This window comes from Zoogloea sp. (assembly GCF_041911615.1).
GTDB lineage: Bacteria > Pseudomonadota > Gammaproteobacteria > Burkholderiales > Rhodocyclaceae > Zoogloea.
The window spans coordinates 1-14,038 of record NZ_JAYROR010000126.1; the positions used below are offsets into that span (position 1 = coordinate 1).

General features: G+C 64.0%; 14 protein-coding genes. 13 read left to right on the forward strand and 1 reads right to left on the reverse strand.

The genetic code is table 11. The features are described from left to right. Nucleotides 1-473: 473 nt before the first annotated feature. The 9 genes from ACE3P2_RS16505 (at nt 474) to ACE3P2_RS16545 (ending at nt 7,713) form a co-directional block, all read left to right on the forward strand. On the forward strand, nt 474-1,445 hold the full coding sequence (locus tag ACE3P2_RS16505; protein ID WP_374266449.1) for a hypothetical protein: 972 nt from the start codon (nt 474-476) through the stop codon (nt 1,443-1,445). 344 nt (nt 1,446-1,789) lie between these two features. Continuing rightward, nucleotides 1,790-2,383: a ubiquinol-cytochrome c reductase iron-sulfur subunit gene (gene petA / locus ACE3P2_RS16510; RefSeq protein WP_374266451.1), complete on the forward strand. Its 594-nt coding sequence runs from the start codon at nt 1,790-1,792 to the stop codon at nt 2,381-2,383. A gap of 1 nt (nt 2,384) precedes the next feature. Beyond that, entirely contained in the window at nt 2,385-3,650 is a 1,266-nt protein-coding gene (locus ACE3P2_RS16515) for a cytochrome bc complex cytochrome b subunit (protein ID WP_374266453.1), read from the forward strand. A gap of 14 nt (nt 3,651-3,664) precedes the next feature. Next, complete coding sequence (locus tag ACE3P2_RS16520) at nt 3,665-4,408, forward strand: cytochrome c1 (RefSeq protein ID WP_374266455.1); 744 nt, start codon at nt 3,665-3,667, stop codon at nt 4,406-4,408. A gap of 107 nt (nt 4,409-4,515) precedes the next feature. Further along, nucleotides 4,516-5,112 carry a glutathione S-transferase N-terminal domain-containing protein gene (locus ACE3P2_RS16525; protein ID WP_153161384.1) on the forward strand — a complete coding sequence of 199 codons (597 nt, stop codon included), beginning with the start codon at nt 4,516-4,518 and terminating at the stop codon, nt 5,110-5,112. Nucleotides 5,113-5,255: 143 nt separating this feature from the next. Further along, the gene (locus ACE3P2_RS16530; RefSeq protein ID WP_374266457.1) at nt 5,256-5,699 is read left to right on the forward strand and encodes a ClpXP protease specificity-enhancing factor; all 444 of its coding nucleotides are present in this window, start codon (nt 5,256-5,258) and stop codon (nt 5,697-5,699) included. Between the two features lie 111 nt (nt 5,700-5,810). Further along, nucleotides 5,811-6,332: a hemerythrin domain-containing protein gene (locus ACE3P2_RS16535; RefSeq protein ID WP_374266459.1), complete on the forward strand. Its 522-nt coding sequence runs from the start codon at nt 5,811-5,813 to the stop codon at nt 6,330-6,332. Between the two features lie 24 nt (nt 6,333-6,356). Beyond that, entirely contained in the window at nt 6,357-6,776 is a 420-nt protein-coding gene (locus tag ACE3P2_RS16540) for a DnaJ family domain-containing protein (protein WP_374266461.1), read from the forward strand. Between the two features lie 58 nt (nt 6,777-6,834). Beyond that, complete coding sequence (locus tag ACE3P2_RS16545; RefSeq protein ID WP_374266463.1) at nt 6,835-7,713, forward strand: flagellar brake protein; 879 nt, start codon at nt 6,835-6,837, stop codon at nt 7,711-7,713. Between the two features lie 13 nt (nt 7,714-7,726). Here ACE3P2_RS16545 and ACE3P2_RS16550 read toward each other — a convergent pair whose 3' ends face one another. Next, complete coding sequence (locus tag ACE3P2_RS16550; protein ID WP_374266465.1) at nt 7,727-8,992, reverse strand: D-amino acid dehydrogenase; 1,266 nt, start codon at nt 8,990-8,992, stop codon at nt 7,727-7,729. A 138-nt stretch (nt 8,993-9,130) separates the two neighbouring features. On the opposite strand from ACE3P2_RS16550, the gene ACE3P2_RS16555 reads away from it, so the two are divergent. The 4 genes from ACE3P2_RS16555 to ACE3P2_RS16570 all read left to right on the forward strand — a co-directional run bounded on the left by ACE3P2_RS16555 (nt 9,131) and on the right by ACE3P2_RS16570 (nt 13,901). Then, on the forward strand, nt 9,131-10,132 hold the full coding sequence (locus ACE3P2_RS16555; protein WP_374266467.1) for a class 1 fructose-bisphosphatase: 1,002 nt from the start codon (nt 9,131-9,133) through the stop codon (nt 10,130-10,132). A gap of 75 nt (nt 10,133-10,207) precedes the next feature. Beyond that, on the forward strand, nt 10,208-11,944 hold the full coding sequence (locus ACE3P2_RS16560; RefSeq protein ID WP_374266469.1) for an autotransporter assembly complex family protein: 1,737 nt from the start codon (nt 10,208-10,210) through the stop codon (nt 11,942-11,944). Between the two features lie 174 nt (nt 11,945-12,118). Continuing rightward, nucleotides 12,119-12,433, forward strand: a complete 315-nt coding sequence (locus tag ACE3P2_RS16565; protein WP_374266471.1) for a c-type cytochrome — start codon at nt 12,119-12,121, stop codon at nt 12,431-12,433. A gap of 259 nt (nt 12,434-12,692) precedes the next feature. Further along, entirely contained in the window at nt 12,693-13,901 is a 1,209-nt protein-coding gene (locus ACE3P2_RS16570; protein WP_374266473.1) for a porin, read from the forward strand. Nucleotides 13,902-14,038: the final 137 nt, after the last annotated feature.

Below are 14,038 nucleotides of genomic sequence, written 5' to 3' on the forward strand. Positions count from 1 at the left end.
CCCGAGCGCAACTGGTTCCGCGCCCGCGGCGAAGGCAACGCCTATCTGCCCTGGTGGGGCCTGCGCCGCGACGCGGACTGGTCCCGCTACACCCAGGGGTTCTCGGATTGAAGGGGGGAGCACAGATCGGGGGCGGGCTCCTCGCCGCCGCCGTGCTGGCCTTCGCCACCGCCTGCGCCCCGGTTGACGGTGTGTCCGGAGCGGCCGCCCCCACATCCGCTCCGTCGGCCCCTGCCGGCTCCTTCAAGGCTCAGGTGGTAGGCATCCAGTGGATGAATCCGCTGGTACGCCGCGATTACCCTACCGAGTGGCAGTTGTTATGGACGCTGGGTTTGGCGAAGCCGAACAAGAACGACGATATGGTTCGTGAAGACGCAATACACTTTTCCTCCGTTCAGTTCGTCGCGAGAATCGTCTCTAATTTTGGGGGTACGGGTTTTTTCAACAAGATTTTTAAGCTCTACGTCGAGCGCATGTTTCAACCCATCGGCCGCCGCTATGCCATGAACGGCAACTACTTCTACACCGTCCAGCCCAAGGATCGCAGCCGCTGGCGCGAGCTACACGGCATCCACGTGGAGTTCGCCATCCCCGCCGCCGACGCCCTGCCGCCCGAATCCGCCGCGGAGATCGTGCGCAACGCGCTGGATAGCGAGTTCGTCTTTTACCGCGTCCCCGCCCTCTCCACCGCCAACATCCCCGCCGACGTGCGCATCACCGCCGGGGGCGCCAACGCGGGCTTCACCTCCCTGGCCGCCGCCTTCGATTACCTCGAAGCCCACCCGGACAAGACCGTCTGGGTCATGAACTGGGACTCCCCCGACTTCCCCCGGGACGACTCCCTCGCCGAGAACGGGGTGCTCCTGGTGCTCGCCGGCCCCCGCTTCGACACCGGGCGCGAACCCCTCGCCTGGATCGGCCGCCCGGCGGTGCGCAGCGCAGCGGATTTCGAGACCCGGGACGGCCAGTCGCGCGTGACCCAGGCCTGGCGCGCCGCCCTGGGCGCCGCCAGCGACAACGCCGGGGTGAGCCCCGCGCAGCTGGGCTACGTGATCCACGACGCCGGCACGGGCTCGGACGCCGCCAGCGCGCGTATTGGCCGCCTCGCCCAGACCCTCACCGAGAACCTGCCCGAGTTCGACTTCCTGGCCCAGAGCTTCAACACCTCGAAGCTCCTGGGGGACATGCGCGCCGGCGGGGCCCTGACCAACGTCGCCCTCGCGGTAGCCTGGACCCACCAGAAGGGCCAGCCGGTGCTCGTGGCCGGCACCCACGACACCGGGCGCCCGACGCTCACCGTCGTCACCCCGCCGGCCCGCCCGCGCATCGTCGACCCCGAGCGCAACTGGTTCCGCGCCCGTGGCGAGGGCAACGCCTATCTGCCCTGGTGGGGCCTGCGCCGCGACGCAGACTGGTCCCGCTACAGCCAGGGGTTCTCGGATTGAAGGGGGCGGGCGCTGGGTGTGGAAATCCGCGCTCGGTGGCGCGAGGCAGCCTCGATACCTGAACACGCCCCCGCAGGCGCGATCTGGCTGCCGCAACCCGGAATCCGCCGGATACCCGATCAGCGCTTCCGCCTGAGTTGACGCACCCGACTCAAAATATGCGTCTCCCGGGAGGCTTTTTGCACCGCGTTGAGGCATTCGAAAACACCCTTCGTATCCCATAATTTCCAATGCTGGCGCGGGTTTAGCAGGGCGGGTCTTTTTTTGGGTTAGGGTTTTCGCTATAATCCGAAAGTTTTCCGTATTGCGATCTTCGAAGTCTCTTTTATTGAGGTTAGTGGGCCATGAGCGTGGATCAGAAAGTGGATGCGGGTCGGCGCCAGCTGTTGCTGGTGACGTCGGCTGCGGGGGGCGTGGGCGCGGTTGCCGCCGCAGTCCCGTTTGTCGCAAGCCTGACGCCGTCCGAACGTGCCAAGGCAGCCGGTGCGCCGGTTGAAGTGGATATCAGCAAGCTGGCACCGGGTCAGATGATGACCGTCGAGTGGCGCGGCAAGCCGGTGTGGATCATCAACCGCACCAAGGAAATGCTGGATTCGCTGAAAAAGACCGATGGCGAGGTCAGCGATCCGAACTCCGACAAGCCGATGCAGCCGGAGTACGCCAAGAACGAAACCCGATCCATCAAGCCGGAAATCCTGGTTGCCGTCGGTATCTGCACCCACTTGGGCTGCTCCCCGTCGGATAAGTTCAAGACTGGCGCCGAAAGCGGCGTCAGCGCCGACTGGCCCGGCGGCTTCCTGTGCCCCTGTCACGGTTCCACCTTCGACATGGCCGGCCGCGTCTACAAGAGCAAGCCGGCTCCGGATAACCTCGAGATCCCGCCGCATAAATATCTCAGCGACGCCAAGATCCTGATCGGCGATGACGGAAAGGCATAAGATGACCACCAAAGCTCAAGCCGTAATGGATTGGATCGACGCGCGTTTTCCGCTGACGTCCACCTACAAGGCGCACCTGTCCGAGTACTACGCGCCCAAGAACTTCAACTTCTGGTACTTCTTCGGTTCGCTGGCCCTGCTGGTCCTGGTGATCCAGATCGTGACCGGCATCTTCCTGGTCATGCACTACAAGCCGGACGCCTCGCTGAACGCTTCCGGCGTACCGGTGGCCTTCGCCTCCGTCGAGTACATCATGCGCGACGTGCCGGGCGGCTGGATCATCCGCTACATGCACTCCACCGGCGCCTCGGCGTTCTTCATCGTGGTGTACCTGCACATGTTCCGCGGCCTGCTCTACGGTTCCTACCGCAAGCCCCGCGAGCTGATCTGGATCTTCGGCACCCTGATCTTCCTGGCGCTGATGGCTGAAGCCTTCATGGGCTACCTGCTGCCGTGGGGTCAGATGTCCTTCTGGGGCGCCCAGGTGATCGTGAACCTGTTCTCCGCGATTCCCGTCATCGGTCCCGACCTCTCCGTCGTGATCCGTGGCGACTTCGTGGTCTCAGACGCGACCCTGAACCGCTTCTTCTCCTTCCACGTCATCGCCGTGCCGCTGATCCTCATCGGTCTGGTTGCCGCCCACATCGTCGCCCTGCACGAAGTCGGCTCCAACAACCCGGACGGCGTCGAGATCAAGAAAAAGAAGGGCGCCGATGGCCACCCGCTGGACGGCATCCCCTTCCACCCGTACTACACCGTCAAGGACATCGTCGGCGTCGTGGGTTTCCTGATCGTCTTCTCCTTCATCGTGTTCTTCGCGCCTGAAGGTGGCGGCTACTTCCTGGAGTTCAACAACTTCATCCCGGCCGATCCGCTGAAGACCCCGCCGCACATTGCGCCGGTCTGGTATTTCACCCCGTTCTACTCGATCCTGCGCGCGGTGACCTATCCGCTGTTCGGGATCGACGCCAAGTTCTGGGGCGTGGTGGCCATGGGCGCCGCAGTGGTGATCATTGCCTTCCTGCCGTGGCTCGACCGCAGCCCAGTGAAGTCGATCCGCTACAAGGGTGGTCTGTTCAAGCTGATCCTGACCATCTTCATCATTGCCTTCTTCATCCTCGGCTACCTGGGTGTGCTGCCCCCGACCCCGGGCCGCACCATCGTGTCCCAGATCTGCTCGGTGATCTACTTCGGCTTCTTCCTGCTGATGCCGTGGTACTCCAAGATCGACAAGTGCAAGCCCGAGCCTGATCGCGTGACCGGTTAATGAGAATGAAAGCCATGAAAAAACTTTTGACGTCTCTCCTGTTCGCTCCGCTGCTCGCAGTGGCGAGCGGCCCCGAGCTGCACCTCGACAAGGCGCCGGTGTCCACCGATCCGGCTGCCCTGCAAAACGGCGCCAAGCTCTTCGTCAACTACTGCCTGAACTGCCACGGCGCCAGCTACATGCGCTATAACCGGCTGCAGCAGATCGGTTTGTCCGAGCAGATGATCAAGGACAACCTGATGTTCACCGCCGACAAGATCGGTGAGCCGATGCGCATCGCAATGCAGCGCGACGAAGCCAAGGTGTGGTTCGGCGCTGCGCCGCCCGATCTGACCGTGATCGCCCGTTCCCGTGCCTCCGAGTTCGGCAGCGGTGCCGACTGGCTTTATACCTACCTGCGTGGTTTCTACCGCGATAGCGAGCGCCCGACCGGCTGGAACAACGTGGTCTTCGAGAACGTGGGCATGCCGCACGTCCTGTACGAGTTGCAGGGCGAGCAGGTTGCAAAGATCGAAGAGAAGGACGACGGTCACGGCGGCAAGATCAAGGAAATCCACCTTGAGCAGGGCAAGCCCGGCAAGATGTCCAAGGAAGAGTACGACAAGGCCACCGCCGACCTCGTCTCCTACCTGACCTGGATGGGCGAGCCGATGGCCGAAACCCGCAAGGGCATCGGCAAGGTCGTCATCGCTTTCCTGGGTGTGCTGTTCGTCCTGTCCTATCTTCTGAAGAAGAACTACTGGAAAGACGTCCATTAATCGGCCAGTGCTTTTTGCCGATGCAATCTCTTGCCGTCACTGAGCAAGACGCACCACGCGCCCGGCGCGTGGTGCGCGATTCAGAGTATCCGTGGGGTAACACAACGATGATGAATTTGTATTCCGGAACGACAGATCCTTTCAGTCACCGGTGCCGTATCGTGCTCTTTGAAAAGGGCATGGATTTCCAGGTGATTGACGTCGATCTCTTCAACAAGCCGGAAGACATCGCTGTCATCAACCCGTACAACCGGGTTCCGGTGCTGGTTGATCGTGATCTCGTGCTCTACGAATCCAACATCATCAACGAGTACATCGACGAGCGTTTCCCGCATCCCCAGCTGATGCCGCCCGACCCGATCATGCGCGCGCGGGCTCGCCAGTTGCTGCATACCTTCGAACTCGAGCTGTTCTCGCACATCGACGCTCTCGAGAAGAATCCCAAGGGCGCCGAGAAAGAGCGTGCTCACGTACGCGATCAGCTGACCCAGCTTGCGCCGATGTTCACGAAGCAGAAATTCCTGCTCGGCGAAGAGTTCTCGATGCTTGACGTGGCCATCGCGCCGCTGCTGTGGCGCCTCGATCACTACGGTATCGAGTTGCCGCGCTCCGCGGCACCGCTGATGAAGTACGCCGAACGCATCTTCAGCCGTCAGGGGTTCATCGATGCGATGACACCATCTGAAAAGGTGATGCGACGCTGATCGCCTGCCGGGGCCGCTTTCAGGCGGCCCCGCTAGCTTTGGGCCCTCGAAAGACATGAGGGTTGTTTCAGTGCGTTTACGAGATTCCGGGGCCAGGCCACATGTGCGCCGGGTTGCCCGACTTGCCGGAAGGTTCGCCGCCCATGAGTGAAATCTCCACCAAGCCCTACCTGATTCGAGCCATTTATCAGTGGTGCACCGATCAGGGGCTGACGCCCTATGTCGCCGTAGCGGTCGATGGCCGCACGATCGTGCCGCGCCAATTCGTCCAGGAGGGGCAGATCGTGCTCAACATCAGTCCGGACGCGACGCAAAGCCTGGTCATCGGCAACGAGTTGATTGCGTTCCAGGCCCGGTTCGGCGGCGTTGCGCAGAACATTTCTGTCCCGGTCGATAACGTTTCCGCGATCTACGCGCGGGAGAACGGGCACGGTATGGCGTTCGAGGTGGCAGGAATCCCCGATCAAGACGACGAGCCTGAATCCGCGTCCGAGGCGCACCCGATCGAGCCCTCGTCGGCTGATTCCGGCGACGCACCGCCAGAGCCGCCGAAGGGCGGGCGCGCCCACCTGAAGCTCGTCAAGTGACGGGTTGCCTGAGCCACGCTTGATCTGGCTCAGGGCGTGGTGCGGGTGAGGCAGCGTAGAGTGCCCGCTGCCCCCGTTGCAGTATTTATCCCCAAATCGAGGTTTTCCCACATGGCAGCCATGGAATGGACTGAAAAGCTGGTTCTCGGACTGGCGCCGATGGATCAGACCCACGTCGAGTTCGTCGACGCCTATAACCGTCTCCTCAGTGTTTCCGGCGATGAGTTGCTGGCCGAGATGGATGCCTTCATTGCCCATACTGTCGCGCATTTCGATCAGGAAAATCGCTGGATGGAGCAGATCGGTTTTCCCGCCTGCCATAAAGCCGAGCATGATCGTGTGCTCGCCGTCTGTCAGGATGTGCGCAAGCGCATGGAGCGGGGTGATGCCGCGCTGGGGCGGCAATTGATCCGCGAGCTGCCGGTGTGGTTCGACAATCATGTCGCCACCATGGACGCGGCGCTGTCGTCGTACATCGAATCGATCGGCTTCGATACCGAGACCGGCGAGATCCTCCGTCCTCAGGAGGACGACTGCGCGGATGGCGCGTCCTCGTGCTGCTCGCCGCCAGCTTCGAGTGGCGAGGCCACCTGCGGGGCGCCGGCCTCGGCGGCGGATTCTCAGCCGGCCTGAGCGCCACGGCCCTGACGGGCTGAAATGAGCATCTTCGATCTGCTCGCCGAGGAGCGCATCCGCGCGGCCCAGGCGCGCGGCGAGCTCTCGGGTTTGCCTGGTGAAGGGCGCCCCCTGGTTTTCGAAGACGACTGCCTCGTGCCCAGCGAGGTCCGGATGAGCAACAAGATTCTGCGCAATGCCGGCTACGTTCCGCCGGCTCTGGCCGACCTTCGGGCGTTGGGGAGTCTGGCCGAAGTGCTCGCCACCACGTCGGATGCCGACGCCTCGGCCCGGCTGTCACTGCGCATGACCCGCTTATTGCTGCGCGTCGAAGCGGCCGGGCTGGCCCACGTGGCGGCGGCGATTCTCCGGCGGCGCGACGCGAAGGCCGTCGATTCACCGTGTCCGGATGGCGGTGGCGAGCTAGCTAGGGATTCTTGCAGTGCGTCACGGCGCGGCTAAAGTTGTAGGAGGCGGTGACGATATGTCGCTCACTTGAATCCAACTGGGCGGGGCGGCCATGTCGTTTGTGCGAATCAGTAGCGGTGAAGTCGTGATCGGCAGGCCGATGCCGTGGACAGTCTATGACGACAGGAAGCAGGTGCTGCTCGAGCAGGGGGGAATCGTCGAGTCCGACCGCCACAAGCAGGCGTTGATGGAGCGCGGTGTCTTCCGCCGGCAGCCAACCAGCGAGAGCCGTGTCGGCACGGAGGGGGGCGAAAAGCCCACCGACAGCACGTGCGCGTTCGAGGAGATCAAGCTCGACATCGGCGACACCATGCAGCTGCAGGTGCAGGGTGATGCGGCGCAGATCCGTTACTACGTCAAGTTGATCGGCTATTTCAAGGGCAAGAGCATCATCGTCAGCACACCGACCCTCGATGGCAAGGTGCTGCTGATGCGTGAAGGGCAGGCGTTCGTGGTGCGGATGTTTTCGGGCAAGAGCGTTTATGCCTTCGGTACCACGGTCAGCAAGGTGGCGAACGTGCCGTTTCCCCACCTGCATCTCAGTTACCCGGCGCAGGTTCGCGGGCTGGTAGTGCGGCGCGGCGCGCGGGCGCGGGTGAATCTGATCTGTGCGGTGGCCGGTGCGGATGGCCGTTCCCACGCCGCCTCGCTGGTGGACCTGAGCACCGGCGGTGCAATGCTCACCGCGAAAACGCCGATCGGCGCCAAGGACGATCGGCTTTCGATCAAGTTCCGGGTCGTCGTCAATGACGTCGAGGAATACCTCACCATCCCGGCGATCCTGCGTTCGGTGCATGCCACCGCCGCTGCCGAGGGCGAGCTACCGCAGGTGAGCCACGGCGTGCAGTTCAGCGAGCTCCCGCATTCCGAGCAGGTCGTGCTGTCGGCTTATGTTTATCGCGTGCTCTTCGAGGAGTCGGCCGAGGGCTGAGCGGGCGCGCCCCTCAGCCTGCCTTCGGCAGCAGGAACGGAAAGTTCGGCTCGGGGCGCTGGCGCGTCACGATATCGGCGAGGGCGTGGCCCGAGCCACAGGCCAGCGTCCACCCCAGCGTACCGTGGCCGGTGTTGAGGAACAGGTTGTCGATGGCGGTGTGTCCGATCAGCGGCACGTTGCTCGGTGTGGTCGGACGCAGGCCGCACCAGTGTTCCGCCCGGGATGCATCGGTGGCGCCGGGTAGATGGGTTTCGACCCAGTCGATGAGGGCGGCGCTGCGAGTCGGATTGGGCGCGAGATCGTAGCCGTTGAGTTCGGCCGTGCCGGCGACGCGCAGCTTGTCGCCCAGATGCGAACACACCACCCGCCGTGACTCGTCGGTGAGACTCAGGCGCGGCGCACGATCCGGCGCGATGATCGGAACGGTGACGGAATAGCCCTTGACCGGGTAGATCGGCAGCCGGATGCCGAGTAGCCGGGCCAGCTGCGGGCTGTAGCTGCCGGCGGCGAGCACGAAGGCGTCGGCGCGCAATACGCCGGCCCGCCCTGCGGCGTCGAATACTCGCGCGTCGGCGATGCGGCCGCGGATGACGTCGAAATCATAAACGGTATTGTTCGGCAGGAAGCGCACGCCGGCGGCGACGGCTTTTTCGGCCAGGGCGGTGCAGAACAGGTGCGCGTTGCCCGTCTCATCGTCGATGCCGTGCAGCGCGCCGGCGAGGTGTGTGCGCCGGGCGGCCAGCGCCGGCTCCAGGGCGATTGCCTCGTCGGGGGTGAGGATGCGGCCGCGGATGCCGAATTTCTCGAGCGTCTCCAGGCGCGACGGCAGGTGTGCGACTTCGCGGGCGTTCTCGAACAGGTGCAGGATGCCGCCGTCGCCGGCCTCGTATTCGAGTCCCAGATGCTCGCGCAGGGCGCGCAGTTCGAGGCGGCTGTACGTGGCGAGGCGGGCGATTGCCCCGGTGTTGCGCGCCGTGCGGCCGGGCAGGCATTCGCGCAGGAAGGCGAGAGCCCAGCGCCACTGGGCGGCATCGGCGCGCCAGCGGAACAGCAGAGGCGCGTCGCTGCGGCCCAGCCAGCGCAGCACGGTGGCGGGGGCCGAGGGGTTGGCCCACGGCTCGGGATGACTGACGGAAATCTGCCCGCCATTGGCGAAACTGGTTTCCAGGCCCGGGCCGGGCTGGCGGTCGACGACCGTGACGCTGCAACCGGCCTGGGCGAGATACCAGGCGCTTGAGACGCCGGCGAGGCCGGCGCCGATGACCAGAACTTCCATGATGCCTTGCGTTGAGTGCGGAACGGGCGGACGAGTGCGCCGCCACGTTGGGAACCGAAGCCCGTAATCATAAACGACGCAAGGCCGCGATCCGGGCGATAATCTGCACTTTTACGGGTTATTCTGGAGAACCGAGTCATGCGTCGAGTCACGCTCACCCAATTTCTGATCGAGCAGCAACGCAAGGGGCTGATGGACGCCAACCTGCGTCTGTTGATGGAGGTCGTTGCCCGCGCGGTCAAGGCCATCGCCGTGAATGTCTCGAAAGGCGCGCTTGCCGGCGTGCTCGGGGAGGCCGGCAGCGACAACGTCCAGGGCGAAGCCCAGAAGAAGCTCGATGTGATCGCCAACGACATCCTGATCCAGGCCAACGAATGGGGCGGTCATCTGGCGGCGATGGCCTCGGAAGAGGTCGAGGAGATCCGTCCGATCCCCAGCGACTACCCGAAGGGCGGTTTCCTGCTGCTGTTCGACCCGCTCGACGGTTCGTCGAACATCGACGTGAACATCTCCGTCGGCACGATCTTCTCGGTCTTGCGCTGTCCGGAATGCGCCGGGGCGCCGACCGAAGCCGATTTCATGCAGCCGGGCACCGAACAGGTCGCCGCCGGCTATTCGGTTTATGGCCCCTCCACCCAGCTGGTGCTCACCATCGGAGACGGCGTGCATGGCTTCACGCTGGATCGCGAGATGGGCAGCTTCATTTACACCCATCCCGACATGACGATTCCCGAGGACACCAAGGAATACGCCATCAACGCTTCCAACCAGCGTTTCTGGGAGGCGCCCGTCCAGCGCTACGTCGCCGAGCTGCAGGCCGGCAAGGAAGGGCCGCGCGGGCGTGACTTCAACATGCGCTGGGTGGCGTCGATGGTGGCCGACGTGCATCGCATCCTCACCCGGGGGGGCATCTTCATGTATCCGCTCGACAGCAAGATGAAGGACAAGGGTGGCAAGCTGCGCCTGATGTACGAGGCCAACCCGATGGCGATGATCGTCGAGGCCGCCGGCGGTGCCGCCACCACCGGTCGCGAGCGCATCCTCGAGATCAAGCCGACCCAGCTCCACCAGCGCGTGCCGGTGGTGCTCGGCTCGAAGAACGAGGTCGAGCGGGTCACCCGCTATCATCTCGAAGGCTGAGCCGACGTGTCGTCGCAGCCCGGCCCATCGCGGTCGGGTGCCGGCGGCGGCGTGGGCACTGCTAGAATCCGCTCCGTGCCTCGCCATGCCTTCGTCCTGTTCCTGTTGCTGACCCTTGTCGCGCTGCTGCCCGCTCGTCCGGCGGCGGCCGCGTCCGTCGCGATCCGTGCGCCGGGCGAGCTGCAGGGGTTGCTCGAAAAGCATCTCGACTTTCTCGATCGCCACGACGCCGGCACCCTCGACGAGGCGGGGCGGGTCGCGCTGCTGCGGCGGGCCCGCAAGGAAATCGCCGAGATCCTCGCCACGGAAGGCTATTTCTCGCCGGCCATCGAAGGGGAAGACGGCGCGGACGACGGCTTTCGCGTCGTCGTCACGCCGGGGCCCCGTACCACTGTCAGCCGGGTCGAACTGCGCTTCAGCGGCGATCTGGCGCGCGACGAGGGCGACCGTCCGGCCCGCGTCGAGGCGCTGAGGGCGGCCTGGGGCTTGCCCGTCGGACGCCCGTTCCGGCAGGCCGACTGGAGCGACGCCAAGCAGCGCCTGACCGACGCAATCGGCGCTCGCGAATACGCCGGCGTCGCGATCACCGACAGTCAGGCCCTGATCGACCCCGCTACCGGTAGCGCGGTGTTGAGTGTCGAGGTGGATTCCGGTCCGGTCTATCGCTTCGGCTCGCTCGAGATCAGTGGCCTGTCCGACTACGATCGTTCGCTGATCGAGCGCTACCGCCCGCCCAAAGTCGGCGAACCGTACAGCCAGGAACGGCTGCTGCTGTTCCAGACGGCGTTGCAGAACACAACCTACTTCGCGTCGGTGGTGGTCGACATCGACCGCCACAGCGCTACGCCCGAGGCGGCGCCGGTTCGCGTCCAGGTCACCGAAGCCAAACCGCGGCGGATCGGCTTCGGTGCCGGTGTCAGCAGCAACACCGGCTATCGCGTCGAAACCAGCTACCGTGACGCGCATCTGTTCGATCGCGCCTACAACCTGGTCAGCGGCCTGCGTATCGAACAGCGGCGTCAGCTCGGCTACGCCGACGTGTTCCTGCCGCCTTCGCCCGGCGGCTATCTCGACAGCGTCGGCGCGCTGGCCGAGCACACCAACATCGCCGGGCTGCAGACCCGGCGTCAGTCGATCGGCGTGGTTCGAACGATCCCGCGGGGCAACATCGAGAACCGGTTCGCGCTCAACTACCAGCACGAGGTGCTGCTGCCCGAAGGCAGCCAGCGCACCAGCCGCTCCGCGCTCACCGCCAATTGGTCGTGGACCCACCGCAGCGTCGACAGCATCCTCGATCCCCACGACGGGCACGTGCTCAACCTGCAGGTCGGCGGTGCGTCCCAGGCGCTGTTGTCGGATCGCAACTTCGCGCGCTTCTACGGCCGCTACCAGCTCTTCGTGCCGATGGTGAAGCGCGACGTGCTGATTCTCCGCGCCGAAGGCGGCATCACCGTGGCCGAATCGCGCGACGGCGTGCCCCAGGATTTCCTGTTTCGTACCGGGGGTGCCCAGACGGTGCGCGGCTACGCTTATCAGAGCCTCGGTGTGAAGGATGGCAATGCAACGGTCGGGGGGCGTTACCTGGCCGTGACCAGCGCCGAATACGTGCATTGGTATGCCGGCGACTGGGGCGTGGCTGCTTTCGTCGATGCCGGCAACGCCAACGACGAGCGCAAGCTGTTCAAGATGAATCTTGGCTACGGCCTTGGCCCGCGGTGGAAGAGTCCCGCCGGGCCCATCGCCGTCGATCTGGCCTACGGTCAGGCCGATCACCGGGTGCGCCTGCAGTTTGCGGTGGCGATCGCCTTCTGACTTTACGACCTCGCGTCAACGGGGAGCACTGTGGCCGCGTTATCTGCAAGGAAGGGCTGGCGCCGCCCGCTGCGCGTTACGCCGTGTTACCCGATGCGATTTGGCAAAGCCGCAGGCTGGGTTTAGACTTCGCCCCAATCGTCGTTTCCCGCCACACTACTCGAGAGGATCACAATGAAGAAGCTCGTTGCTTTTGCCGCCGTTGCCGGCCTGATGGGTTCCACCGCCGCTTTCGCCGACGCCGGCCTCGATCTGGCCAAGGCCAAGAACTGCCTCGCCTGTCACGACGTCGCCAAGAAGGTCGTCGGTCCTGCCTACAAGGATGTGGCGGCCAAGTACAAGGGCGACAAGAGCGCCGAAGCCAAGCTGGTCGAGAAGGTCCAGAAGGGCGGTGTCGGTGCTTGGGGCCAAGTTCCGATGCCCCCCAACCCGCAAGTCAGCCCGGCCGAAGCCAAGACCCTCGTGGCCTGGGTGCTCAGCCAGAAGTAAGCGGTCGCCGTCGCATCGAGGGCCAGCCCGTGGGCTGGCCCTTGTTCATTTTGGGCTCGCACCGCTGAAAATCCTGACCTTGGAGCCCTGTTGCGAACATGCAACAGTCCACCTGTCAGGCGCATCCAAAAAACAACGCTGTCCTTGCCCTGGCCTTGTCTTCCCACAGACAATGCAGTCCAACTTCTCGTTAGAGAGGTGAAATTGGTCGGCCCCGCGAAAGCGGCGCGTGCCAGTCTTCAATCAAGAGGAGAATCATATGCAAAAGAAACTGATCGCTCTGGCCGTTGCTGGCCTGGCTTCCACCGGCGCCTTCGCTCAAGCCAACGTCACCGTCTACGGCGTGGCCGACGCTTCCTTCGACGTTGTTCGTACCTCCAACGCCGTCAGCGAACTGGGCAACACCACCCGCGTTTCCACCAACTCGTCCCTGATCGGTTTCAAGGGTGCTGAGGCTCTGGGCAACGGCCTGACCGCCGTGTTCCAGTACGAAAGCGGTGTCGGTTTCGACAACACCGGCGCTCTGGGCGCTACCCGTGACAGCTTCGTCGGCCTGGCTGGCGGTTTCGGTACCGTGGTTCTCGGTAACCTGACCGGCCCGACCCGTGCTCTGGGTGCTGCTGTCGACGTCAACGCTGGCGCTACCGGCATCGGTGCCAACTCCGCGCTGCTCGGCAAGCTGGGCAACAACCTGCTGGGCACCACCGACACCACCAGCGGCAGCTACACCGCGGCTGGCAATGCCAATTGTGACCGCAACACCACCTGCACGTCGATCTTCGACACCCGTTGGAAGAACGCCATTGCCTACGTCTCCCCGACGTTCGCTGGCCTTAACGTGACCGCTGCTTACGTCGCCAACGAAAACAAGACCTTCAGCAATAACGGTTTCAGCACCCCGGCGAGCCCCGGTGTTCCTGCCGTGAGCCGTGATCCGGCTAACACCAAGGGCTACGACATTGGTCTGAAGTATGCCAATGGCCCCGCCATGGCTGCTGTCACCTACAACGCCGTTTCCCTGGGCACTGAAGCCAACACCGATGTCAGCGACTTCCGTGTTGGTGGTGTCTACGACTTCGGCATGGCTTCCGTCCGCGCCGTGTTCGACCGCGCTCGTGCTGACCACTTCGGCGGCAACACCGTTACCCAGAACGTCTTTGGTCTGGGCGGCACCTTCAACGTGACCCCGGCTGGCAAGCTGCTGGCTCAGGCTTACTTCGCTAATGACCTGAAGGTCAACGGCTCCTCCTCCAAGGACTCCGGTGCCAAGCTGTTCGAAGTTGGCTACGAGCACAGCCTGTCCAAGCGCACCATGCTGAAGGCTGTTTACGCTCACCTGAACAACGACGACAAGGCCTCTTACGACTTCGGCATCAACGCCGTTGGCGTGAATTCCACCTACAATGGCGGCGCCACCGGCGGTGCGACCATTCAGGGCGTTCAGCTGGGCCTGCGTCACTCCTTCTAATTCAGACTTCGTCTGAGTCAGAAATTAACGGGCACCTTCGGGTGCCCGTTTTTTCGTTCACGAAGGCTGCTGGCTGTGAAGTGATGCCGACAGTTGCCTGCCTGACGTGACGAGTGTGTCACCCCAAATGAAAAGGC